Source organism: Flavobacterium xinjiangense (assembly GCF_900142885.1).
Taxonomy (GTDB): Bacteria; Bacteroidota; Bacteroidia; order Flavobacteriales; family Flavobacteriaceae; genus Flavobacterium; species Flavobacterium xinjiangense.
The window spans coordinates 77877-102502 of sequence record NZ_FRCL01000004.1; the positions used below are offsets into that span (position 1 = coordinate 77877).

Consider the following 24626-nt stretch of genomic DNA (forward strand, 5'->3'; position numbering starts at 1 on the left):
CTTCCTGTTTCTTTATTTATTTCACCCATTTATGCAAAATTTGTTCTAATTCAGATTCAATGATGGGTTTAGAAATGTAATCGTTCATTCCGGAATTCAAACATTTCTCTTTCTCTTCAACAAATATTCCGGCAGTCAAAGCAATTATGGGTGGGTTTTCAGAATGACTTAATTTTCTTATTTCCATGGTTGTTTCAAAACCATTTTTTTTAGGCATTTGTATGTCCATTAAAATGATATCAAGCTTCTCTTTTTTATATAACTTTATTGCTTCTTTTCCATCAGAAGCCTCAAAAATTATACAATTGGGAATTATTCTTTTTATTAATTTTTTGGCCAAAAGCATATTAATTCTATTATCCTCAACTATTAATATTTTAGTCTGATTAAAGTTTAGAGCCAAAGCTTCACTATTTGTCTCTATCGAATCCGAAATAGGAGTTTTACAATTGTTTTTCTTGCTTGATATTTTGAATTCTATTGAAAAATTAAAATCACTTCCTTTACCATATCGGCTGTTTAGATTTAACTTACTTCCCATTAATTCTAATAGTTGATTGGAAATTGCCAGTCCTAATCCTGTTCCTCCAAATTTTCGTGTGATGGAAGTATCCTCCTGAACAAACGAATGAAATATTTTTTCTTGATTATGGTGTTTTATACCTATTCCAGTATCTTTTACTGAAAAATTGATCGAAGAAAAATCTTTTTTGGAAGAAGCAATTTCTTTAATCTCTAATTGAATTAGCCCGACTTGTGTAAATTTTAATGCGTTCCCAATTAAATTCACAATAATTTGTTTCAATCGAACGGAATCGGCATAGATGAATTGAGGTACATTTTGATCTATTGTCAAGATTAAATCAATATTTTTTGAAATTGCCTGATGCTTGAAAAGGCTTATAACTTGATGTGTGAGTGAAAAAAGATCTACTTCTTCAATATTTAATTCCAATTTACCCGCTTCAATTTTAGAAAAATCTAAAACATCATTAATTATATCCATCAAAATAACTGCCGATTCATTGACGATATTTATATATTCCGATTGATTGGTATCGAGGTTAGTTTTCATCAACAAATCAGTAAAGCCTACTATTCCATTCAATGGAGTCCTAATTTCATGACTCATATTGGTTAGGAAGTTTGATTTGGCTTTGTTGGCCGCCTCGGCTTGCATTTTTGCCGCTATTAATTCTTTTTGCATTAGCTTAATCTCCGTAATATCAATAACTGTTACATGACATTGATTCCCATCTTCAGTCGCTATACCCGTGAGGTACCCATAAAATACCGATTTGTCATTTGGTAACAGATTAACTTCACATGATTCTCTTACTTTGCTTTTGAATATTTTTTCTAAAAAAAGATTAAAAATGCTTTTTGTATCATCGGAAACAAAAAATCCAAACTGACTGTTTGTTAATTTCGATCGAATTTTCCCCAGCATGTTGGAGCCCGTAAGATTGGCATCAATAACTTTTCCTGTTTCAGAAAGTGTAAAATACCCCGAAGGTGCAAAGTCATATAATTCGGTATATTTATCGGTTGCTATTTCGGCCTGTTCTTTTGCTAATAGAAGCTCTTCATTTTGCATTTCAAGTTCAATCTGATGTACTTCTAATTCGTGAATTAGTTTCAAATTTTCTGCTTGTGAGAAAATCGAATCAGACTTTACCAGTTGTTTTTTTCCTAGCAATTTCTCTGCTTTTTGTCGCAGAGTTGTTAAGACTTTCGATTTGTTTTTAAAATTTTCCATCTTTTTAGCTTTTTTTAAACAGAGAATCTAATTCTATCGTATTGCTATTTCGGAAATTTCATTAATTTGAATATGTTTTTCCCGATCCCTTCATCCGTTTTTTGTTCACACCATATCATGAATAAAACATTGTATTATTTTACGATCCTCTATTGCATAGGTATTACATGAAAACTCAATAGTAATGTTTTGACCATTATTCGTTTCAATCTGTAAATTTTTATAAGCAACAGATTCTTTCTTCTGTAATTCTTCAAATTTCTCTTTATTGGCAACCAAATTTTCGAAAAAATCAATTTTCCAAATTGGTTTATCCATAAATTGCTCTTTTGGATATCCCAATAAATTAACCAAAAATGGATTCACATCCGAAATTTTCCCAGTTGCCCCATCAATGAAAAAAATGCCATCTTTAGCTGACTCAAAAAGATGGTGATAACGGGTTTCCGAAAAAATCAAAGCGTCTTCAACTACTTTACGATCAGTAATATCACGAATAATACATTGAATAACCTTCTTATCATTCAATAAATACATGGTACTTATAAACTCTACACTAATCTTTCGCCCATCAGCTGTTTCGAGCGGCAGATTTTCATAACGCACAAATTTCTTATGCTGCAATTCTGAAAATTTATCTTTATTGGCCACTATATCTTTTAACGAACCTATTTCCCAAATCGCCTTTTCTATAAATTTTTCATACGAGTACCCCAGCATTTCAATTAAAAAAGGATTGACATCGATAATCCTCCCGCTTTCAGCATTAAGGATAAGAATTCCGTCTTTAGCCGATTCAAATAGACGTCTGTATCGATTTTCAATCAACAAAGCCTCTTCCGCCTTTTTAGTTGCAGTTATATCTGTAAATGTGATTACAAGTCCATCAATACGATCATCCAAAGTGCGGTATGGCATGATTCTAACGTAGAACCATCTTCCATCTTTTGTTTCAATAGCATTCTGGATGGGAGCCAAACTTTTTATTACCTTTTGCGCATCAGTTCCCATTTCAGGATATTTCAAATCACTGACCAAATCTGTAAAAGGTCGTCCTGCATCAGTAACCCGTATTTTAAAGATTTTAGTGACTGCATCTGTAAATCTGCGAATATTCATCTCCTTGTCCAGGAAAAGAGTAGCAATTTCGGTGCTATTCAACAAATTTTTCATGTCGTTATTTGCTTGTTCAAAGTCACTTAACTTACTTTGAAGTTCTGCATTAACGGTCTGTAATTCTTCGTTGAGGCTTTGCATTTCTTCTTTGGAAGTCGTTAATTCCTCATTAGTCGATTGCAATTCCTCATTGGTTGATTGTAACTCTTCATTAATGGATTTCAGCTCTTCCTGCGATGTCTGCATTTCTTCTCGGGAGTTTTGCAAGTCTTCATTTACTTGCTTTAATTCCGCTTCCAGTTTCTGTTCTCTTACAGTTGTATCTAATTTCCCCTTTCTTCCATTTGAATTATTTGGTTCAACTACCGCAACCACCTCTGTAAATACAATCATTACCATCCCTTTCATTGGCCCAGCTGTTTCAATGCGTTGCACTGTGATTGTTGCAAAATTAGTATCGCCGTTACTTCCTATTTTTATATTTCGTAGTATAACCGGATCATTGCTTTTCAACGCTTTACGGAATGCCCCAGGCAGTTCATTTCTCAAACCTTCACGCGCCATCACATGAATATTCCAGTTAGCCTTACCTGCAACTGGTTCTAAATACTTGCCGGTTCTTCCGGTAATATATAGAATATCCCCTTTTTCATTTACAAAAACACTCGCTGGTGCAAAACGTTGAAGCAAAATCTGATCGGCAAGAGTCTGTATATTTTCGACCCCTTTAGGTCCTACTTTATTTTCAAGCACGTCTCTTTTAGTGTGTGAAAAGGAACTTGGAAAATCAGTTAATTCGTGTGACATAGATGACTGGGTGCGTTTAAATAATTTTAATTTAGAATCAAGTATTTCAAATCCTTCCGAATTTCGTCCTAGTGTTTCTGCTGAACCTAAAACCATTATACCACCGGGAAGCAAACTATAGTTAAATAATTCCATAAGCTTTTTTTGCAGTGGCGGTTCCATATATATTAGCATATTTCGACACATTAGGAGATTAAGCTTGGTAAAGGGTGGATCTCTGATTACATTATGCGTCGCAAAAACTAGTAGCTCCCGTATTGCTGCATTGACACGATACCCATCTGGTTCCACAGTAAAAAACTTATTGAGTCGCTCTGCAGAAACATCTGCAACAATATTAGAAGTAAAGAAACCTCTTCGTGCTTTATCGATCGCATCCACATCTAAATCTGTAGCGAATATTTGTAATGACAACTTTCTTTCCCTTCCTATATTCTCTAGAACCTCCTTGAAAACTATAGCTAAAGAATAGGCTTCTTCTCCTGTCGAACATGCCGTAACCCAAGCTCTTATTACATATCCGTCCGGCAAAATTTTCATCAGCTCAGGAAGAACTATGGTCTTAAGATTTTCCCAAACTGCGGGATCACGAAAAAAACTGGTAACCCCTATCAATAATTCTTTGAAGAGCAATTCTACTTCTTTAGGATTTTCTTGTAAAAAGCGAACGTAATTTTCAATTTTATCAATTTGGTGAACTCCCATGCGTCTTTCAATTCTGCGCATTAAGGTCGTTTTCTTGTACAATAAAAAATCATGCCCAGTATGTTCACGCAACAAAATTATAATTTTATCAAGACTGCTTTTATCCGTATTTTCTATTTTAAAATCTTTTTTAATTGGTGGAATATACTTCAGAAGGTTAATCAGTTTAGATGGTAATTCTTCTGCTGGGGCTATAATATCAACCAATACGGATTCAGTTGCATTTCTTGGCATACTATCAAATTTTGCCGTTGCTGGTTCCTGAACTAATACTAAACCATTATTTTCTTTTATGGTTTTAATTCCTAAACTTCCATCAGAACCCATTCCAGAAAGAATTACACCAATGCTTTTATCTAATTTATCAATAGCCAGGGAACGAAAAAACAAATCAATAGGCAAACGAAGTCCACGACTTTCAACAGGTTCAAAAAGATGAAGATATCCTTTTAGTATTGACAAGCTTTTATTGGGCGGAATCACATACACATGATTGGGTTTCACTTTAAGTTGGTCAGTGGCTTGCAGAACTTCCATGCTTGTACTTCTTTGCAAAATTTCCGGTAAAACACCGATATAATTAGGGTCAAGATGTTGAATAACGACAAATGCCAGACCGCTATTTTCCGGAATGTTTTTTAAAAAATTCTCTATTGCTTCCAGTCCACCTGCTGACGCTCCAATACCCACAATAGGAAAGTCATTCGGTTGATTTTGATCCCGAAGTTGCTGATCTACCTTTGAAATTTTATCTTTTTGTAATAAAATTTGGCTGTTTTCCTTAATTTTCATTATCTAATTCTAATTTTATATCTCTACCGTCTATGCTTTTATAATTTCCTTTTATTTAATTACAAACTTTAGTTGAACGACCTTTTTACTAGGAATTGATTTCTTTATTTCAAGTCAAGAAACAAGAAAACCTGTCGCTTACAAGGATTATTAATTTTCTAAAGATTCATTGCCGTAAATTAAAATTATTTAGCAATAAAATAGTAAAGAAATCTAAGAAAAAAATTAATGGGGAGTTTCAAGGATTTTCAAGTAGGTACAATTATAGTTACAAAATCAAAGATAAAATTTCATAAAGTAATTTTATAAAAAAAATCGATCAATTCTGCAATTTAAAAAAAATTAGTTCGCTTCGACAAAAAACCCAAATCGATTTAATTGCTTGCATTTTTATCAACAATATATAGGAATCAATAATAAAATTCAAAACTTCCCCCTTTTTGCATTTTAAATTCATACCTAATTTAGTCATTTTTTTTATTTTATGAACTGTTTTATTTAACAATTTTCAAATGAAAACAAACTAACTGATTGTCTTTTAAACAATTAATAATCTACATTAAAAATAAAACTTTAATTCGTGGAATCAATAATCACGTTTAGGTTCCTATTGTTATTTAAAAATGTGTTTTTCTTTTATTCTTTTTCAAATCGGCTAAACATAAAAAATCATGCTTTTTGATTAAAAAGCATGATTTTATTTTAAAAATTAAACTTAAAAAAGAATCATTTATGCAGCCATTTATGCAACATTTTTTCTAAATCAACTTGAATAATTGGTTTTGGCAGATAATCGTTCATTCCGGCCTCAAGACATTTTTCTTTATCACCTATCATTATACCAGCTGTAATTGCAATTATCGGGATGTTCTCTGAATCTTTTAATTTCCTGATTTCGTCCGTTGCCTCATAGCCATTTTTATTAGGCATTTGAATGTCCATTAAAATAACATCGGGCTTCTCTTTTATGTACTGTTCAACTGCTTCATTACCATCTTTAGCTTCAAAAATGATGCAATTTGAAATTAATTTCTTCACCAGAGTTTTTGCTAAAAGCATATTGATTTTATTATCCTCAACAATCAAAACCTTTTTATCAGTTAACGCCTCAGTAGGCACAATAGGCGATTCTAGTAAAGCAGCAATCCGTTCGCTATTTTTTTTATGTTTTGATTTTTTAAATTCAATTTCAAAGAAAAAGTCACTACCGTCACCATATTTACTGATTAATTGCAGTTTACTATCCATTAACGCCAATAACTGGTTTGAAATAGCCAAACCTAATCCTGTCCCACCAAATTTTCGATTTGTTGAATTGTCTTCTTGTACGAAAGAATTAAATATTTTTTGGTTGTTATTCACTTTAATACCAATACCGGTATCTTTTACAGAAAATTTTAAAACGGAAGATTTAATATTTGAATTTGGAACCTCAGTAATGTCCAATCGAATTTCTCCAAAAGTGGTGAATTTTAATGCATTACTTAATAGGTTTACCAATATCTGTTTCAAACGGACAGAATCACCCATTATATATTGCGGCACATTACTATCGATGTTTAATACTAAATCTATCTTTTTTAAATTGGCCTGGTAATTAAATAAATCAACAACTTGACGAGTCAATTTAAATAAATTTATTTCTTCTATGTTTAATTCCAATTTTCCAGATTCAATTTTAGAAAAATCCAAAACATCGTTTACAATATGCATCAGTGAAGTCGCTGATTCATTAATAGTCGACATATATTCTGCTTGATTCTTTTTAAGATCAGATTTCATCAACAAATGGGTAAATCCAATAATTCCATTTAACGGAGTCCTTATTTCGTGACTCATATTTGCCAGAAAATCCGTCTTAGCTCTATTAGCAGCTTCCGCTTGCTCTTTGGATTTCACCAATTCAATTTCCAATAATTTACGTGCGGTGATATTCATGAAACTAATCACAATTTCAGTGATATCACCGTTTTTATCCAGAACAGGAAAACCATTACATAATAACCAAATAACATCCTGTTTAGCAGGCCTGTTTACCCCAACAGTTACGTTTTTAAAAGCTTTTTTATCAGCAATAATTTGGTTCACCGGGTATTTTTCAACAGGCATTATTGTAAAATCTTCATTCAAAAAGGTCCAAGCAGGATCAAAAGCTTTTTTCCCTTTCATTTGATCATCATTCAAACCAAGCAGTTGAGCGGCCATACTGTTACTGATAATGATCGATGTATCAGGCGCATGGACAACAATACCAGCCTCAAGGTTATTCAATAAACCACGAGATCGCTCTTCACTTTTATACAAAGCAAAATCTACTTTTTTTGATTCAGTTATATCCCTGGAAAGGCATATAAAATGGAGGTCACTATTTTCACCCTCTTTCATAGGTGCAATTGAGAGTTCAAACCAATGAATTCCATCTGGTAATTCTAAGGTGTATTGTCTGCCATTTGAAAAACCTTTAACCGAAGCTTCCTGTAATGCTGACATCACTAAATTTGCTGCATCTGGAGGCATAACTTCATAAAATGTTTTACCCAGTAGTTCAGCTGGAGGAATATTCAGCAAATCGTTATTTCGGGAATGGTAATTATATATAATCCCATCTAAACTTATTTCAAACAACAAATCAGGAATAGCCTCAAAAATACTTGCTAATTTTTTATGCATTTTCAGTAAATCGTCTTCCGCTTTTTTAAGATCAGTAACATCTAACATGGACCCAATAAAACGGGTCGGTTTACCTGAATCATCCCTTATAATTATTGCACGCTCATAAAAAACTCCATAATTACCATCCGCTTTTAGAAAACGAAACTCATCCGACCATGATGTAGAATTCCCTAAATAAGCACTCTCAATATTTTTTATAACCCTTTCTCTGTCTTCCGGATGAAGTTTAGATCTCCATATACGTCTGTTTTCAACCATAGACAAATCGTCATTGTAAGAGTTAAGAAGTTGCTTAAACACTGTATTATGCCAACTTTTATCTGCTTCGAAATCCAATTCAAATATAGCATCGTTTGTAGCGTGGGAAATCATTTCGAATCGGTCGTTAGCTACTTTAATTTTTTCTTCTGCTCTTTTACGCTCGGTAATATCTAACATCGATCCTATATAACGAACTGGTTTTCCAGACTCATCCCTAATAATAATTGCACGATCATAAAAATCTCCATAAGTTCCATCTGCTTTTTGAAAACGAAATTCATCAGACCATGAAGTAGCGGAACTTGCATAGGTCTCCTCTAATTTTTTGATCACTCTGTCTTTGTCATCCGGATGTACTCTGGATCTCCATATAGACCTGGAATCAATTTTATTCTCTTGAGTGTTATTACCAAAATTGAAAAGTTCAACGAACCTTTTGTTGTTCCAACTAAAACCAGTTATCAAATCAACTTCAGATATAGCGTCATTTGTTGCCAGTGAGATTCGTTCAAATCGCTCATTAGCAATTCTGATTCTTTCCTCGGATTTTTTTCTATCAGAAATGTCAATACCCATTCCTAGCAGGCATTTTTTCTCCTGGTACTCTATAACTAAGGAATTTATATAATAAGGAATTTTATTTTTATTCTTTTTATAAATGTCTATTTCAATACCCGGAACTTTCTTTTTAAATACGGTTTTAATTCTTTCTCTAACCCTTTCTTGGTCATCTTCATGATAAAAATCTAACAGGTGCATTTGAGCAATTTCGTCATAATCGTAACCCGTTACATCTTCAAAATTCTTGTTCCATTTTACAAATTTCCCTGATTCATCATACAAATAAAATACACCTGGCAAATTGTTAATAATCGTTTCTAAAAGCTGCTTTTCCTTTAAAATTAAATTTTCAGCAATTTTACGTGCGGTAATATCTGTAATTGTCCCAATGTATCCAATGATTTCATTTTTAGTGTTTTTTTCAGGAATAGCTTGCCCCATAACCCAAGCGATTGATCCATCTGCATGAACAAATCGATACTCTGTATAGGAGGTTTCCTCTTTTTCAGTCGTTTGCTCCCAGCGTTTAAATAAAATTTCTTTATCCTCGTCATGTACTGCTTTGAGCCAACCGTTACCTAAAGCCTCTTCAGAAGACAACCCTGATATTATACTCCACATTGGGTTCACGTACGTTGTATACCCTGTTGCATCCGTATGAAAAATTCCAACCGGAGCATATTCCGTAAGAGTATGATAGCGCTGTTCGCTCTCTATAACGGCCTCCTCCGCTTTTTTTCGTAATGCTTCTTTTTCAAAAATATCCAAAGCGAAAGCTACGTCTCCAGTCGCTTCTTCCAGTAACGCTATTTCCTCCGCATCAAAAAAGTTTTTCTCATTGGCATAGAAAGAAAAAATTCCAATTACCTTCCCCATTTTTTTTATCGGAAGTGCCATTAAAGAAAGATATCCCCGTTTTAAAGCTTCTTCTTTCCATGGTAACATTATTAAATCGTTTTCAATATCATTGCAAACAACATATTTCCCTTCTATAACAGCAGTACCACCTGGACCTCTTCCTTCTGGTGTACTATCATCAATAGAAATTGTTTTTATTATCGAAAGATATCCAGAATCTTCTCCCGCTATCATTTCAGGAATTATTTTTTTAGTTTCTTCATCAACCATGCCAATCCATGCCATTCTAAACTTCCCTAAGTCAACAGCTATAGTACAAGCTTCTCTAAACAGTGTTTGTTCATCAGTGGTACGAACAATCATTTGATTAATTTGACTTATAAATAAATAAAGTCGATTGGCTTTAATAAGTTTATGTTCAGCCTCAACTCTTTCTGTAATATCAGTAATGATTCCATGACAAATGACTGTCCCTTCGGCTTCGACAACGGGCAAAGAATTTACCTCATGCCACACTAAACCTCTCACTGGGTGAAAGTAGCGGTATTCGCCTTTAAGTGGAACTAACTGTGATTTGGTCTCTTTGATACTATCCATGACAAATTGTAAATCATCAGGATGGATCCTGTTAAAAATTTTATAAGGATCCTTTTCAATTTCCTCATAGATAAATCCATAAATCGTTTCAACGGCATGACTGGCATAAGGATAGCACAATGAACCATCTTTATTTTGACGCATTGAATAAATAAGTCCTGGAGAAGTTTCCGCAACTTTAGCAAATTTATCTCTTTCTTTTACTAAAGTTTCAATTGCTTCTTTCCTTTCAGTTACATCTCTTAAGTTGGCAATAATACCTTTTACATTACTGTCATTAATCATGTTATTTACTACCCCTTCCAGCCAGATATAATTTCCGTTTTTATGTTTCACTTGAAATAAAATAGGAAAAGGTTGACCTGGATTATCCAATGTTTTTTGTATCGTCTGATAAACCAGCTCTAGATAATCCGGATGAAAATATTCTTGATCTGAAATATTTTCATATTCTTCGTGGCTGTATCCATTCGTTCTTGCTGAAGATGAACTACGAAATAACGTTTTTAAATTTTCATCAAACAAAGTGATAATTCCATCATTATTTTCTACCAAGGCACGAAAACGCTTTTCGCTTTGTTCAATTTTTTCTTCAGATTTTTTCTTTTCCGTAATATCCCTAAAGAAATTAGACAATCCATCAGGTGAGGGGTAAATATGGTTTTCAATCCACAAACCGCTAGAAGGGTAGAAAATCTCAGAATAAACATATTCTTGCTTTTCTATAGCCCGATGGCAAGCGTTGTAAAACTCTGTGCTAACAGATTCCGGAAATTCTTCCCAAATAGTTTTACCTATTATATCTCGAGGATTACGCTTAAGTATTTCTCCTGCTTTTTTATTCATGTAGGTATAGCACCAATTATTATCTATAGCTACAAAAGCGTCCGTAATGCGCTCAAAAGTATTTATTAATAATTCATTTGCTACTTTACTCTCCGTTATATCTTTCGAAAATCCTAAAAAACGATTCTCGGATAGCTTAACAGCGTCGATCGACCTCCATCTAATTTCTCCATTTTTGTGGATTCCTTTAATTTCTCCGTTTACACTACCTGTTTCCAAAAGTGTATCGAAAAGCCTCATGGAAACCTCTTTCGTATCACGAGGGGACAAATCACCAAATTTCATTGAAAGAAGTTCCTCTTTTGAATAACCCGTCAGTATGGAAGCGGCCGCATTGGTTTCTAAATAATTTCCTTTTTCATCCAAGACAAAAACTCCATCTGGGGCATTTTCTATATAATTTTTGAACTTAGCATTACTTTCTTCTTTGATAATGGCCAGTTTGTAATTGGCTTCAGCCTGTTCTTTTGCTCTTAGGTTTTTAGCGTTTTCAATTTTTTGAGTGATATCTTGCGTATTACCTCTTACAGCATACACCGTTCCTGCTTCATTAAGTAACGGAACAACAATGGCATGAACCCATTTAGTTCTATTGTTAGATAATAGTACTTGTTGTTCTACCTCAAAAGTTTTTTTATCGACTATAGATTGATCTATTTTACGGAGAAACATATCAACATCTTCCTTAGCAAAACGGTTCAAATAAACCTGATATAAATTTAGCTCCGCTTTGTTTTCAACTTCATAAATGGAATACAATTCCTCGGACCAAATCATTTTTTTCGTAAAAAAATTGAACTCCCAGCTTCCAATTTTAGCAATTTTTTGTGCCTCGTTTAATAATTTCTGATTTACAAGGAGATTCTCTTGGCTTATTCTTATTTCCGTTATGTCCCGTCCTATGGCATAGATAAAATTTCCGGTCGCATCAACACTTGTTGCCCATTCGATAGTAACAATTTCACCATTTTTTTTAACTATTCTATTCTCAAAACTTATTGAAGTTATGCCATGAGATAGTTTTTCCATTTCCTTTTTTGATTTTTCCAAATCATCCGGATGGATAAAACTAAGAAGTGAATTGTTAAGCAATTCTTTTTTGGTAAAGCCAAATATTTTTATAAATGCGGGATTTACCTCCTTATAGAAGCCATCTGTCCCTGCGACACAAATTAGATCATGAGATTCTTCAACATAGAATTCAAAATTAGAAAGAGAATGTCCTTTTTTGGCTAATCGAATTAATTCTAATTCTTGTTCTTGCGTTTTTTTGAGTAATTCGTCGTACGTTGGCTTGGCCTTATTTATACTCATAAAATTCAAATATAATTATCAATAATCTGTTGCACCCGCTAAATATAATAAAATAAAATAAGAAATTGAAATGCACTCTTTATTTAAAATAATATTTAGACTTGTAATATCTATTAACAGGAATATTTGCGACTATCAGCCAACTTATCGTCTATTATTACTACTTCTATTACCATAAAAAACATAACCGCTACGGCCTTTTTTCGAAGTTAAGCAATCTTGTTTATTAGATACTATCTCTAAGAATCATGCCTTGATTAAACTAGAATTAATAGATTATAGTACGTACAGATAGAATGCTTTGTGCTACACTATTTTTTTTGGTGCTTTTATAAAACTCCAAGACACAACAATATCTAATGCCTTGTATAACAATTTATTACCTCCTAAAATAGTTGTATTAGGAAAAGTAATCACAATAGCTTAAACTAAATTTAACAAAAAAATAACAGACATTTGTATATACAAATATAAAAAGTGTTACATTTGTACCGACAAATGAGATACATAAAGGCATGAAAATTGAAGATGAAATAAAAAGTACGGTAGCATTAGACATTTCAAAAAAAATTATTCTGAACGTTATATATACACAAAATGTAATTACAGATAATTTTAATGAAATTCTGAAACCTTTTGATATATCAGGAGAACAATATAATGTATTACGAATCTTAAGAGGTCAGAAAGGGATTCCGGCAAATATGTGTGTCATTCAAGAACGCATGTTGGCAAGAACGAGTAATACTACACGACTGGTAGATAAATTATTATTGAAAAAATTTGTCACTCGAAATGTTTGCCCTGAAAACAGAAGAAAAATTGAAGTTTTAATTACTCAAAAAGGCCTTGACATTCTTAAAGAACTTGATCCTAAGGTAATTGAACACGAGCAGTCTTTCTCAAGAAACCTGAGTTCATCTGAAGTAGAACAGTTAAATAATTTATTAGAAAAATACAGAAATAAATAACAATCATTATGAGTACATTTTTAGAACACCAAAACTGGCGTTACGCCACCAAAAAATTTGATACAACAAAGAAAATAACAACTGAAGATTTAACTATACTAAAAGAAGCAATTCGTTTAAGTTCTTCTTCATACGGTTTACAACCTTACAAAGTTATTATTGTTGAAAACCCAGAATTAAGAGCACAATTGCAGCCAGCAGCTTGGGGACAATCACAAATTGTAGAAGCATCCCATTTAATCATTTTCGCAAATGAAACGAACATTGGTGATGATGCGATTGACAGTTTTTTGAAAAACATAAGTGAGACGAGAAGTACGCCACTCGAAGCGTTGGCTGGTTATGGTGATTTCATGAAATCAAACATTTCAACACTAACTTCGGAAGCAAAAAATATTTGGACCGCAAAACAGACCTATTTAGCTTTAGGGAATTTGTTAAATGCAGCCGCTGAATTAAGAATTGACGTTACTCCGATGGAAGGTTTTCTTCCAGAGCAGGTAAATGAAATCTTAGGATTAGACAAATTAGGTCTTAATGCTTCTCTAATAGCCACTTTGGGTTACAGACATTCAGAAGATGCTACGCAACATTACAAAAAAGTAAGAAAATCAAACGAAGACTTATTTATCACCTTATAATTACTAATTCAAATTAAATATTAATCCAAAATCAAATTAAGCACATGAAAAATTTAAAATCAATTGCATTAGCATTAGTAGTAGTTTTATCTACTTTATCAGTAACAGCACAAACTAAAAAAGTAGATGCTTCAAAAAGTTCAATCAACTGGCTTGCGAAAAAAGTAACAGGACAACACAGCGGAACTGTTAACCTTAAATCAGGTACATTAGTTTTCAAAGGGAAAAAATTAGCAAGCGGAACTTTTGTTGTTGATATGACTTCATTAACAGCAACAGACCTTACAGGTGAATACTTAGGAAAATTAAACGGTCACTTGAAATCAGAAGATTTCTTTGGAACTGAAAAATTCCCAACTGCAACTTTAGTTTTCAAAAAAGCGACTGTAAAAGCACCTAACGTTTATACTGTAACTGGTGATTTGACAATCAAAGGGATAACTAAACCGATAACTTTTGATCTTGCAACAACAAAAAATACTGCTGCAACTACATTTAAAGTAGACAGAACAAAATACGATATCAAATATAATTCTGCTAGTATCTTCAGTAGTATTGGAGACAAAGCAATCGCTGATGATTTTGAATTAGCAGTAGCTTTGAAATTCTAATATTTTTTTTCAAAAAAATAAATTAAACCCCAACAAATCGTTGGGGTTTACTTTATACCCAAATTTATTTAACAAAAAAACTTGAATTTTAATATATTTTTTTAGTTTTTTATTTTTGAATAATCGAAATTCATTTATATATTTGTCATAAGAATAAAAAGATGAAAACAATTACAAACAATACTTGGTGGTGGAACAATTTACGTCAATCGTCGTGAACTAAGCTTCCTATAGTATTATTAAACTATAAATATAAAAGGCTTGTCATCACGACAGGCCTTTTTTTTTGCTCATTTTATCACTATCACACAACACTAAAATATATATAAATTGAAACCTTTTAAACTAAATACAAAATATAAGCAAATCCTAGCCGATACGATTACACCGGTTAGTGTATATCTCAAAATTCGGGATAAGTTTCCCAATAGTTTATTACTGGAAAGTAGTGATTATCATGGAAGTGACAATAGTTTTTCATACATATGTTGTAATCCCATTGCTTCTATAAAAATAGAAAATGAAACCATTCATAAGACTTTTCCTGATGGTAGTTTTGAGAAAATTAAAATTGATTCTACCATTGATATTCCAGCAGTTATTCAAGAATTTTCGAGTCAATTTAAATCGGAGAAAAATGATTTCAAATTCATAAATAATGGTTTGTTTGGTTACATTTCCTATGATGCCGTTCGTTATTTTGAAAAAGTAACTATCGCTAAAAAAGACAATAGTATTTCTATTCCTGATGTATATTATGCCGTTTACCAAAACATAATAGCTATCAATCATTTCAAGAATCAAGCGTATATTTTCTGTCATAGTTTAGACGCAAGAAACAACATTTCGGAAATTGAGCAGTTATTGCAATCCAGAAATATTGCTTCCTATAAATTCTCGAAAGAAGGAGACGGTTTTTCTAATTTGACAGATGACGAATTCAAGCATAATGTGGCTTTGGCCAAAAAACATTGTTTTAGAGGTGATGTGTTCCAATTAGTTTTATCCAGACGATTCACTCAAGGTTTCAAGGGAGATGAATTTAATGTCTACAGAGCTTTAAGAAGTATTAACCCTTCGCCCTATTTATTCTTTTTTGATTATGGTGATTTCAAAATATTTGGTTCTTCACCCGAAGCACAAATTATAGTAAAAGACCGTAAAGCAGAAATTCACCCTATCGCAGGAACTTTCAAAAGAACGGGAGATGATGAAAAAGATGCCGTTCTCGCCAAAGAACTATCCATAGATAAAAAAGAAAACAGCGAACATGTAATGTTGGTGGATTTAGCCAGAAATGATTTGAGCAGAAACGGGCATAATGTAAATGTCGAAAAATACAGAGAAGTTCAGTTTTTCTCCCATGTGATTCACTTGGTTTCAAAAGTAACTGGACATTTACATGAAAATGCAACAACCATGCAAGTGGTAGCGGATACTTTTCCTGCAGGAACATTGAGCGGTGCTCCTAAGCACAGGGCAATGCAGCTGATTGAAGAATATGAAAAAACAAACCGTAATTTCTATGGAGGAGCCATTGGTTTCATGGATTTTGAAGGTAATTTTAATCACGCCATAATGATCCGAACCTTCCTAAGTAAAAATCATCAATTACATTCTCAAGCCGGAGCAGGAATTGTAGCCAGTTCTGATGAAGAAAGCGAAATGCAGGAAGTGTACAATAAATTGAGAGCGCTGAATGCAGCGTTGGATTTAGCAGAGACAATATAAAATAATTTAAAATTCAATAATTTAAGAATTTAAAGATTGCTGAAACGTTCGAATTTGTCAATCTTTAAAACTTTTAATTTTTCAATAAAAAAATGAAAAAAATACTAGTCATAGACAATTACGATAGTTTCACTTATAATTTAGTGCATTATCTGGAAGATTTAAATTGCGAAGTAACCGTTTACAGAAACGACGAATTTGATATTGATGAAATTGCAGTTTTTGATAAAATTCTTCTTTCTCCTGGACCTGGAATCCCGGACGAAGCAGGATTATTGAAAGATGTAATTCGAAAATACGGTCCAACCAAAAGTATCTTTGGCGTATGCTTAGGTCAACAAGCTATTGGAGAAGTATACGGAGGAACGCTTTCTAACTTAGACAAAGTGTATCACGGTGTGGCTACCAATGTGAAAACCGTTGTTGATGATGAACTTTTATTTGAAGGATTAGGAAACGAATTTGAAGTTGGACGCTACCATTCTTGGGTAGTTGATTCTAATTTGCCAGATGTTCTGGAAGCTACTTCTTTCGACGAAAATGGGCAAGTAATGTCGTTGCGTCACAAAACGTATGATGTGCGCGGTGTACAATTTCATCCCGAAAGTGTGTTAACTCCTAATGGGAAAAAGATATTAGAGAATTGGGTGAAAAATTAGTCATAATGTCAAATGTCATACTGTCGAAAGACTTTAAGACCTTCGACTTTCAACTTTAAGACATATTTATAAAATGAAAAATATATTAAACAGATTAATCAATCACGAAATGCTTTCAAAAGAAGAGGCAAAAAATGTATTGGTTAATATATCCAACGGGAGTTACAATACTAGCCAAATTGCTTCTTTTCTTACCGTATATATGATGAGAAGTGTTAGTATAGAAGAGCTTTCTGGATTCCGCGAAGCATTATTGGACTTGTGTATTAGAGTGGATTTATCCGCTTACAATACCATTGATTTGTGTGGAACGGGAGGTGATGGGAAAGATACTTTCAATATTTCAACATTGGCTTCATTTGTGGCTGCCGGTGCAGGGATAAAAGTGGCAAAACACGGAAATTATGGTGTTTCCTCAATTTCAGGTTCCAGTAACGTGATGGAGAAACTAGGAATCAAGTTCAGTAATGATACTGATTTCTTAGAGAAATGTATCGATACAGCTGGAATTTGTATTTTACACGCACCGTTATTTCACCCCGCAATGAAAAATGTGGGACCTATCCGAAAAGAATTGGCTGTAAAAACATTCTTCAATATGTTGGGACCAATGGTAAATCCTTCGTTTCCTAAAAACCAATTAGTAGGTGTTTTCAATTTGGAACTTGCCAGAATGTATGCCTATTTATATCAAAATACTGATGTGAATTTTACCATTCTGCATTCGCTTGATGGCTATGATGAGGTTTCATTGACAGGACCTACAAAAACGATTACCAGTTCTATGGAAGGAATGCTTAATCCGGAAGATTTTGGTGTTCGTCTTTTGCTGCAAAGCGAAATAGAAGGCGGGACAACCATTGACGAATCGGCACAAATCTTTACTGATATAATTTCAGGAAAAGGAACTGAAGCTCAAAATAATGTTGTTTGTGCCAATGCTGCTATGGCAATTGCAACGGTCACAAAATGTTCTCCTTTAGAAGGATTTCAAATAGCGATAGAAAGTTTATTATCCGGAAAAGGACTTGTAGCTTTGAAAACATTACAAGAATTGAGTAAATAAAACAGTTTAAAGTTTAAAGTTGTTCCCAAATACGGATAACCTCAAACCTTAAACAAAGAAAACATCAAACAAATAACAATGAACATCCTAGATAAAATCATAGTTGACAAAAGAAGAGAAGTTATTCTGAAGAAATCGATTATTCCCGTTTCGCAATTGGAAGCTTCCGTTTTCTTTGAAAAAAAGACTATTTCTTTGAGTGATAATTTAAGAAAAAGCACTTCTGGAATTATTGCAGAACACAAACGCCGTTCGCCTTCTAAAGCAGAAATCAATTACAGCTTTACAGTAGAAGAAGTAACAAAAGGCTATGAAAATGCTGGTGCATGTGGGATTTCAGTATTGACGGACGGAAAATATTTTGGTGGTTCGCTAGACGATTTACTTTTGGCGAGAGCCACGGTAAACATCCCATTATTGAGAAAAGAATTCATTGTAGATGAATACCAAATATTGGAAGCCAAAGCCCACGGAGCCGATTTAATTTTGCTAATTGCCGCAGTTTTAACGAGAGATGAAATCAAATCATTGTCAGAGTTTGCCAAAAGTTTAGAACTGGAAGTTTTATTGGAAGTCCACAATCAGGAAGAATTGGAGAAATCGATAATGCCAACATTGGATATGATTGGGGTAAACAACAGAAACCTAAAAACATTCGAAGTAAGTTTGGATTTCAGCAAGCAATTAGCAGCACAAATTCCAGATGATTTTGTAAAAGTTTCAGAAAGCGGGATTTCATCGATCGAAGCCATCAACGAATTAAAACCTTTTGGTTACAAAGGATTCTTAATTGGAGAAAACTTTATGAAAACGGATAATGCCGGTAAAGCAGCAAAGGAATTTATATCAAAACTATAAAGATGAAACTCAAAATCTGTGGCATGAAATATCCCGATAATATTCTCGAAGTAGGTTCGCTCCTACCCGATTATATGGGATTTATATTCTGGGAGAAATCAGCCCGATATTTTGACGGAGTGATTCCAAATTTACCAAAATCAATTAAAAAAGTGGGTGTTTTTGTAAATGAAACCACCGAAGTAATTTTGGCGAAAGCCATAAAATATGATTTGCAAGCTATTCAATTACACGGTCACGAATCCGTTGAATTTTGTTTAAATTTAAAAAATGAATTAGATTCTAAAATCGAGATAATTAAAGTTTTTTCGGTTGATGATGATTTTGATTTTGAAGTATTGAAACCATTTGAAGCGGTTTGTGACTATTTCCTTTTTGATACCAAAGGGAAATTACCAGGCGGAAACGGAACCACATTCGATTGGAAAGTATTAGAAAAGTATCCTTCAAGCAAACCATTTTTCCTGAGTGGTGGAATCGGAATTGAGGAATTGGAAGCAGTTAAAGAAATATCAAAAACCAATTTACCCCTTTACGCCATTGATGTAAACAGTAAATTTGAAATAGAATCAGGATTAAAAAACATAGAAAAATTAAATAGTTTCAAGACAACTTGAAAACTTTAAACTTATAAACTTTAAACAAAATGAGTTACAACGTCAACGAAAAAGGCTATTACGGAGAATTTGGAGGCGCCTACATTCCTGAAATGTTATATCCAAATGTAGAAGAATTACGTCAAAATTATTTAAAAATAACGGCTGAACCAGAATTTCAGACTGAATTTGATGCCTTGCTTAAAGATTACGTAGGTCGCCCTACGCCGCTTTATTTTGCAAAACGCCTGTCAGAACAATACAATACTAAAGTTTATCTGAAAAGAGAAGATTTGTGTCACACCGGTGCGCACAAAGTCAACAATACCATCGGACAAATTCTACTTGCCAAACGTTTAGGCAAAACCAGAATCATAGCCGAAACTGGAGCGGGTCAACATGGCGTTGCTACAGCAACCGTTTGTGCGCTTATGGGATTGGAATGTATCGTTTATATGGGAGAAATCGACATCAAGCGTCAGGCGCCAAATGTGGCTCGTATGAAAATGTTGGGTGCCGAAGTTCGTCCCGCTCTTTCGGGTTCAAAAACCTTAAAAGACGCCACAAATGAAGCCATTCGCGACTGGATCAACAATCCTGTTGACACTTATTATATCATCGGATCTGTCGTGGGCCCGCATCCTTATCCGGATATGGTAGCGCGTTTCCAAAGTGTTATTTCTAAGGAAATCAAAGAACAATTATTAGAAAAAGAAGGACGTGAAAACCCTGATTATGTAATCGCTTGTGTGGGTGGCGGAAGCAACGCTGCTGGAGCTTACTACCATTTTCTTGATGAGCCTTCCGTGAATATTATTGCGGTAGAAGCCGCAGGATTAGGGGTAGATTCTGGCGAAAGTGCCGCTACCTCAGTCTTAGGAAAAGTTGGCGTTATTCATGGCAGCAAAACCCTTTTAATGCAATCTGTTGACGGTCAGATTACGGAACCGTATTCTATTTCTGCAGGTCTAGATTACCCGGGCGTTGGTCCTATGCACGCGCATTTATTCGCTTCAAAAAGAGCACAATTCATCTCAATTACGGATCAGCAAGCCATGGATTGGGGTTTAAAACTGTCTAAAATGGAAGGTTTGATTCCCGCCATCGAAAGCGCGCATGCCTTTGCCGTCCTCGACGAAATGAAATTCAAGCCAGAAGATATCGTTGTCATCAACCTTTCCGGTCGTGGCGACAAAGATTTGAATACGTACATTGATTATTTTAAATTATAGTTGGGCGTTACCCCGCTTTCACTAGCGTTTCAGCGCGGTCAGGCTTTCCGTTGCAATCTTTTTTATCACGTTAAAAAACGAGACAAAAAAGGATTTCCACTTCAATCCTTAACGCAATTCCAACGATAAAAAATGAATTACAATTTAACATTCCCAAAATAAAACCTATGGAAAAATTATTCGCTTACGGCAGCTTGCAAAATGAGGACATACAAAAAGATCTTTTTGGGCGTATTCTTGACGGAACTCCTGAAACATTAGTTGGTTATGTAGTAAAAGATATTCAAATCGAAGAAGAATTTGGAATAGTGCATTATCCCATTATTACGGAAACCAACAAGCCAGAAGACACCATCAACGGAATGGTATATTCCATTTCGCTGCAAGAACTTCGCCAAACGGATCTTTACGAAGGATTGCATTACAAACGCGTGGAAGTGCATTTGCAATCTGACCAAAAAGCTTGGGCCTATAGCGCAGCAATTTAGCCTAATAAATTAAAACTACGAGGTCAAAAAACCTTGTAAACCGAATAAAAAATATTAAAATGAACAGAATAAATCAAAAATTACAAGAGACTAAAAAGATACTTTCCATCTATTTCTCCGCAGGATATCCTAATCTCAACGACACGGTACAAATCATTCAGGATCTAGAGACAAGTGGCGTTGACATGATCGAAATAGGATTGCCGTTCAGCGATCCATTGGCCGATGGACCAACGATTCAAGCCAGTTCAACGCAAGCCTTGCACAACGGAATGACAACCCAGGTTTTGTTTGACCAATTAAAGGACATTCGGAAATCAGTTTCGATACCGTTGATAATCATGGGATATTTCAACCCAATGTTGCAATACGGAGTAGAAAATTTCTGCCAGAAATGTGCCGAGATTGGTATCGATGGATTAATCATTCCCGATCTTCCCGTTGATGTGTATGCCGATGAATACAAAGCAACTTTCGAAAAATACGGATTAAAGAATATATTCCTGATTACGCCACAAACCTCAGTAGAACGCATCAATTTTATTGACAGCGTATCGGATGGATTTATCTATATGGTAAGTTCAGCGAGCGTTACAGGTTCCCAAACTGGTTTTGGAAGCGCTCAAGAAGAGTATTTCAAACGTATTGCCGACATGAATCTAAAAAATCCTCAAGTAATTGGTTTTGGAATCAACAACAAGGAAACTTTTAACCAAGCTACTCAATTTGCCAAAGGAGCGATTATAGGAAGTGCTTTCATTCAGCATTTAAGCGAAAATGGTACTGGAAAAATTGAGGAGTTTGTAAAAGCGATTCGATAAACAACTTCTTTTATATAAGATCAAACGGCGTTTAAATGAACTTTAAACGCCGTTTTTTTATGTTAAAATCTTAAAAAAGGTACGACAAGTTGTAAGTTTTTATTCATACATTAGCGATAGCAAAAAAGATGACAGGTCTATTTCTGTCAGACCTATATACTAGTTAGCGTTGATTTTAGTACAGTCTGTATTATTAAACATTCTTTCTAAATATTTCATTTACAAAATATTAAAACAATCAGTATGACTATAAATCCATTGTCCCAAGAAGAACTTATCATCGAAATAGAAAATGTCAATCGAGAGCTTATCCAAACGCTTTCCAAATTTTCAGAGGAGGAACTTAATAAAATTCAAAAGGAAGAAATCTGGACTGCTGGTCAAGTAACAGAACATATCATTAAGTCCAACGGAGGAATTCTCACCCAACTATTGAATGGTGATTCAAATCAAACTACACGACCTTTTGACGAACAGGTGGATTTGATAAAGAACATATTCCGCAGTGAAGATAAAATGAAAACCGCTCCTGCCTTACAACCTAGTCAACCCCCACATGCCCTTGAAGATTTGATGAAGTCTTTGAACCAACAAAAAGTTCAACAGCTTGAAACAATAAATGTAAAGGAATTAAAAGAAGTAAGCAGTGAACTGCAATTTCCTCCTGCTGCTAATGGCTTGACAAGATATGAATGGATAATTTTTATGATAGAACATACTCGAAGACACGGTAAACAAATCGAAAATATTTACAAGGAATTTCATAATTAATTATAAAATTATTATCTAGGTTGCAAAAAAAAACGAACCGCCAACAGGGGTTTGCGGTCATTATAAAGACAACCAAGTGAAAAACATAATATTGAAAAAAATGACAAAAACAGAAATAGCAAAAGCTTTCTCAAACGGAGAATTTGACAAAACAAACAAGTTCATTTCTGAAAATGCAGTTTGGACTGTTGTCGAAGAAGACAATTTTATAGGTAAGCAATCATTGATAATTGTGAACAAGTTGGAAATTATTTTCAATCAGTAACGACTAACTTCAAAACGCTGAACATTATTGCTGAAGGAAATAAAGTAGTTATTAGCGGAACTGCCGAATTTTCAAGAGAAAAAAAACGAGTTTCATTTGTTTCAGCTTGTGATGTATACGAATTTGACGATAATAATCGAATTCAAAATATTACTTCATATTGCATTCGATCAAAAAAATAAATTACTTAAACAGCGAAGTGACAAACTTCTTGGACAAATTAAGCACACATTGAGAAGTGAAATTGAGCAGTTAACAAACAAAAAAATGAAAACAAAAGAAAAAATAGAACAAGCAATAACGAGCTTTGTAAAAGGTGGTGACAATAGTGACATAGTAGCTTTGGACAAAGTTTTGCATAAAGACTTTAGAGTGGCAAATAATGGATTTATGGAAACTTTAGGAATTACAATTATTGACAAACAAAAATATTTATCAAATATCAAAGAAGGCATATTTGGTGGACTACCACGAAAAATGACAATAGAAAGTATTGACGAGAGTGAAATCATAGCAATTGTAAAATTACGTTTAGAGAGCTCGGAGAATTATTTTGTGTCATACAATTCATTAGTATTGGACACTGACCAAGAATGGAAAATTATTGACAATCTTGCAGTTGTTGAAGCGAAAAAATGACAGAAAGAAAATAACGAACCGCTAACAGCGGTTTCTCGCAATTGCGAATTTTGTTGTAAGTTCACGTTTGCGTTTCGCCCGCCCCGCTCGTGAACATTAACAAAAACAATAGGAACATTAGCGGTTATTGTAAACCGACACTCACTGACATATATATTAACTTGGATAACTTAATATTAAAAAAATGGCAAAACAAATTTTTATCAATTTAGCAGTAAAAGAACTGCAAAAATCTATGGACTTTTATACTGCATTAGGTTTTACGAACAATCCTCAATTTTCGGACGACAGTGGAAAATGTATGGTTTGGAGTGAAAATATTTTTGTAATGCTTTTGACACACGAAAAGTTTGCAACCTTTGCCACCAAGCCCATTGCAGACACAAAATCAAACTTAGCCGCAATTTTTTCATTATCAACAGACAGTATTGACGAGGTAAATAACATTGTAACAAATGGACTAAAAGCCGGTGGAACAGGACCTAGCGAAATGCGTGATTATGGTTTTATGCAACAGCGAACTATTGAAGATTTTGACGGACACACTTGGGAAGTTTTCTATATGGACATTTCAAAATTCCCAACAGAATAACCAGGAAATGAACAACACAAATAATCACGATGAGCGTTTTGCGAAAATGACATTCACTTCGGTATATCCTCTTTATCTCGCAAAAGTGGAAAAGAAAGGCAAAACGAAAGAAGAATTACATCAAGTAATTGAATGGCTAACTGGTTATGATGACGAAAGTCTTCAAAAACATATTGATGAAAAGGTAACTTTTGAAAAATTCTTTAAAAATGCTACAATAAATCCTAACGCTCATCTCATAACTGGTGTGATCTGTGGGTATCGGGTTGAAGAAATTGCAAATCCACTAACACAGCAGGTAAGATATTTAGACAAATTGGTAGATGAATTAGCAAAAGGAAAGACTTTGAATAAAATTTTAAGAAAGTAAACAATGTAACAACTTAAAAAATTAAA

Annotated in this window: 19 protein-coding genes; 16 read left to right on the forward strand and 3 right to left on the reverse strand. The window is 33.9% G+C overall.

Annotation, left to right across the window (positions count from 1 at the left end):
• Positions 1–16: 16 nt before the first annotated feature.
• The 3 genes from BUC23_RS06015 to BUC23_RS17310 all read right to left on the reverse strand — a co-directional run bounded on the left by BUC23_RS06015 (position 17) and on the right by BUC23_RS17310 (position 12289).
• A complete protein-coding gene (locus BUC23_RS06015) occupies positions 17–1759 on the reverse strand; it encodes a response regulator (RefSeq protein ID WP_073207026.1) in 1743 nt (580 codons plus the stop codon).
• A 105-nt stretch (positions 1760–1864) separates the two neighbouring features.
• Positions 1865–5179: a chemotaxis protein CheB gene (locus BUC23_RS06020; RefSeq protein WP_073207029.1), complete on the reverse strand. Its 3315-nt coding sequence runs from the start codon at positions 5177–5179 to the stop codon at positions 1865–1867.
• Between the two features lie 726 nt (positions 5180–5905).
• Positions 5906–12289, reverse strand: coding sequence for a PAS domain S-box protein (locus BUC23_RS17310; RefSeq protein WP_073207034.1), 6384 nt, complete (start codon positions 12287–12289; stop codon positions 5906–5908).
• Between the two features lie 515 nt (positions 12290–12804).
• Between BUC23_RS17310 and BUC23_RS06035 the strand changes: the two genes are divergently transcribed.
• From BUC23_RS06035 to BUC23_RS06110, 16 genes are all read left to right on the forward strand, one after another.
• Positions 12805–13260: a MarR family winged helix-turn-helix transcriptional regulator gene (locus tag BUC23_RS06035; protein WP_073207036.1), complete on the forward strand. Its 456-nt coding sequence runs from the start codon at positions 12805–12807 to the stop codon at positions 13258–13260.
• 8 nt (positions 13261–13268) lie between these two features.
• Positions 13269–13901, forward strand: a complete 633-nt coding sequence (locus BUC23_RS06040; protein ID WP_073207039.1) for an NAD(P)H-dependent oxidoreductase — start codon at positions 13269–13271, stop codon at positions 13899–13901.
• 44 nt (positions 13902–13945) lie between these two features.
• The gene (locus tag BUC23_RS06045; protein WP_073207041.1) at positions 13946–14512 is read left to right on the forward strand and encodes a YceI family protein; all 567 of its coding nucleotides are present in this window, start codon (positions 13946–13948) and stop codon (positions 14510–14512) included.
• Between the two features lie 330 nt (positions 14513–14842).
• Positions 14843–16243 (forward strand): anthranilate synthase component I family protein, encoded by a 1401-nt coding sequence (locus tag BUC23_RS06050; RefSeq protein WP_073207044.1) that lies wholly within the window; start codon positions 14843–14845, stop codon positions 16241–16243.
• A 92-nt stretch (positions 16244–16335) separates the two neighbouring features.
• On the forward strand, positions 16336–16902 hold the full coding sequence (locus BUC23_RS06055; protein ID WP_073207045.1) for an anthranilate synthase component II: 567 nt from the start codon (positions 16336–16338) through the stop codon (positions 16900–16902).
• Positions 16903–16975: 73 nt separating this feature from the next.
• A complete protein-coding gene (gene trpD / locus BUC23_RS06060) occupies positions 16976–17968 on the forward strand; it encodes an anthranilate phosphoribosyltransferase (RefSeq protein WP_073207048.1) in 993 nt (330 codons plus the stop codon).
• 78 nt (positions 17969–18046) lie between these two features.
• Complete coding sequence (gene trpC, locus BUC23_RS06065) at positions 18047–18826, forward strand: indole-3-glycerol phosphate synthase TrpC (RefSeq protein WP_073207049.1); 780 nt, start codon at positions 18047–18049, stop codon at positions 18824–18826.
• A 2-nt stretch (positions 18827–18828) separates the two neighbouring features.
• Entirely contained in the window at positions 18829–19443 is a 615-nt protein-coding gene (locus tag BUC23_RS06070) for a phosphoribosylanthranilate isomerase (protein ID WP_073207052.1), read from the forward strand.
• A 29-nt stretch (positions 19444–19472) separates the two neighbouring features.
• A complete protein-coding gene (trpB, locus tag BUC23_RS06075; RefSeq protein WP_073207054.1) occupies positions 19473–20654 on the forward strand; it encodes a tryptophan synthase subunit beta in 1182 nt (393 codons plus the stop codon).
• 167 nt (positions 20655–20821) lie between these two features.
• Positions 20822–21142 carry a gamma-glutamylcyclotransferase family protein gene (locus BUC23_RS06080; protein ID WP_073207057.1) on the forward strand — a complete coding sequence of 107 codons (321 nt, stop codon included), beginning with the start codon at positions 20822–20824 and terminating at the stop codon, positions 21140–21142.
• Between the two features lie 59 nt (positions 21143–21201).
• On the forward strand, positions 21202–21963 hold the full coding sequence (gene trpA, locus BUC23_RS06085; RefSeq protein WP_073207059.1) for a tryptophan synthase subunit alpha: 762 nt from the start codon (positions 21202–21204) through the stop codon (positions 21961–21963).
• A 243-nt stretch (positions 21964–22206) separates the two neighbouring features.
• Positions 22207–22734, forward strand: coding sequence for a DinB family protein (locus tag BUC23_RS06090; RefSeq protein ID WP_073207062.1), 528 nt, complete (start codon positions 22207–22209; stop codon positions 22732–22734).
• A 100-nt stretch (positions 22735–22834) separates the two neighbouring features.
• Positions 22835–22999 carry a hypothetical protein gene (locus BUC23_RS17465; RefSeq protein WP_167365561.1) on the forward strand — a complete coding sequence of 55 codons (165 nt, stop codon included), beginning with the start codon at positions 22835–22837 and terminating at the stop codon, positions 22997–22999.
• Positions 23000–23266: 267 nt separating this feature from the next.
• Complete coding sequence (locus tag BUC23_RS06100) at positions 23267–23638, forward strand: nuclear transport factor 2 family protein (protein ID WP_167365562.1); 372 nt, start codon at positions 23267–23269, stop codon at positions 23636–23638.
• 184 nt (positions 23639–23822) lie between these two features.
• Positions 23823–24230: a VOC family protein gene (locus BUC23_RS06105; protein ID WP_073207068.1), complete on the forward strand. Its 408-nt coding sequence runs from the start codon at positions 23823–23825 to the stop codon at positions 24228–24230.
• Between the two features lie 7 nt (positions 24231–24237).
• Positions 24238–24600: a DUF2200 domain-containing protein gene (locus tag BUC23_RS06110; RefSeq protein WP_073207071.1), complete on the forward strand. Its 363-nt coding sequence runs from the start codon at positions 24238–24240 to the stop codon at positions 24598–24600.
• The last annotated feature ends 26 nt before the right edge of the window (positions 24601–24626 follow it).

Coding starts and splice junctions, on each gene's coding strand:
- BUC23_RS06105 (WP_073207068.1), top strand. CDS start 23,823: ATGGCAAAACAAATTTTTATCAATTTAGCAGTAAAAGAACTGCAAAAA.
- trpB (WP_073207054.1), top strand. CDS start 19,473: ATGAGTTACAACGTCAACGAAAAAGGCTATTACGGAGAATTTGGAGGC.
- BUC23_RS06090 (WP_073207062.1), top strand. CDS start 22,207: ATGACTATAAATCCATTGTCCCAAGAAGAACTTATCATCGAAATAGAA.
- BUC23_RS06045 (WP_073207041.1), top strand. CDS start 13,946: ATGAAAAATTTAAAATCAATTGCATTAGCATTAGTAGTAGTTTTATCT.
- BUC23_RS06080 (WP_073207057.1), top strand. CDS start 20,822: ATGGAAAAATTATTCGCTTACGGCAGCTTGCAAAATGAGGACATACAA.
- BUC23_RS17310 (WP_073207034.1), bottom strand. CDS start 12,289: ATGAGTATAAATAAGGCCAAGCCAACGTACGACGAATTACTCAAAAAA.
- BUC23_RS06035 (WP_073207036.1), top strand. CDS start 12,805: ATGAAAATTGAAGATGAAATAAAAAGTACGGTAGCATTAGACATTTCA.
- trpC (WP_073207049.1), top strand. CDS start 18,047: ATGAACATCCTAGATAAAATCATAGTTGACAAAAGAAGAGAAGTTATT.
- BUC23_RS06020 (WP_073207029.1), bottom strand. CDS start 5,179: ATGAAAATTAAGGAAAACAGCCAAATTTTATTACAAAAAGATAAAATT.
- BUC23_RS06110 (WP_073207071.1), top strand. CDS start 24,238: ATGAACAACACAAATAATCACGATGAGCGTTTTGCGAAAATGACATTC.
- BUC23_RS06100 (WP_167365562.1), top strand. CDS start 23,267: ATGAAAACAAAAGAAAAAATAGAACAAGCAATAACGAGCTTTGTAAAA.
- BUC23_RS17465 (WP_167365561.1), top strand. CDS start 22,835: ATGACAAAAACAGAAATAGCAAAAGCTTTCTCAAACGGAGAATTTGAC.
- BUC23_RS06070 (WP_073207052.1), top strand. CDS start 18,829: ATGAAACTCAAAATCTGTGGCATGAAATATCCCGATAATATTCTCGAA.
- BUC23_RS06015 (WP_073207026.1), bottom strand. CDS start 1,759: ATGGAAAATTTTAAAAACAAATCGAAAGTCTTAACAACTCTGCGACAA.
- trpA (WP_073207059.1), top strand. CDS start 21,202: ATGAACAGAATAAATCAAAAATTACAAGAGACTAAAAAGATACTTTCC.
- BUC23_RS06055 (WP_073207045.1), top strand. CDS start 16,336: ATGAAAAAAATACTAGTCATAGACAATTACGATAGTTTCACTTATAAT.
- BUC23_RS06040 (WP_073207039.1), top strand. CDS start 13,269: ATGAGTACATTTTTAGAACACCAAAACTGGCGTTACGCCACCAAAAAA.
- trpD (WP_073207048.1), top strand. CDS start 16,976: ATGAAAAATATATTAAACAGATTAATCAATCACGAAATGCTTTCAAAA.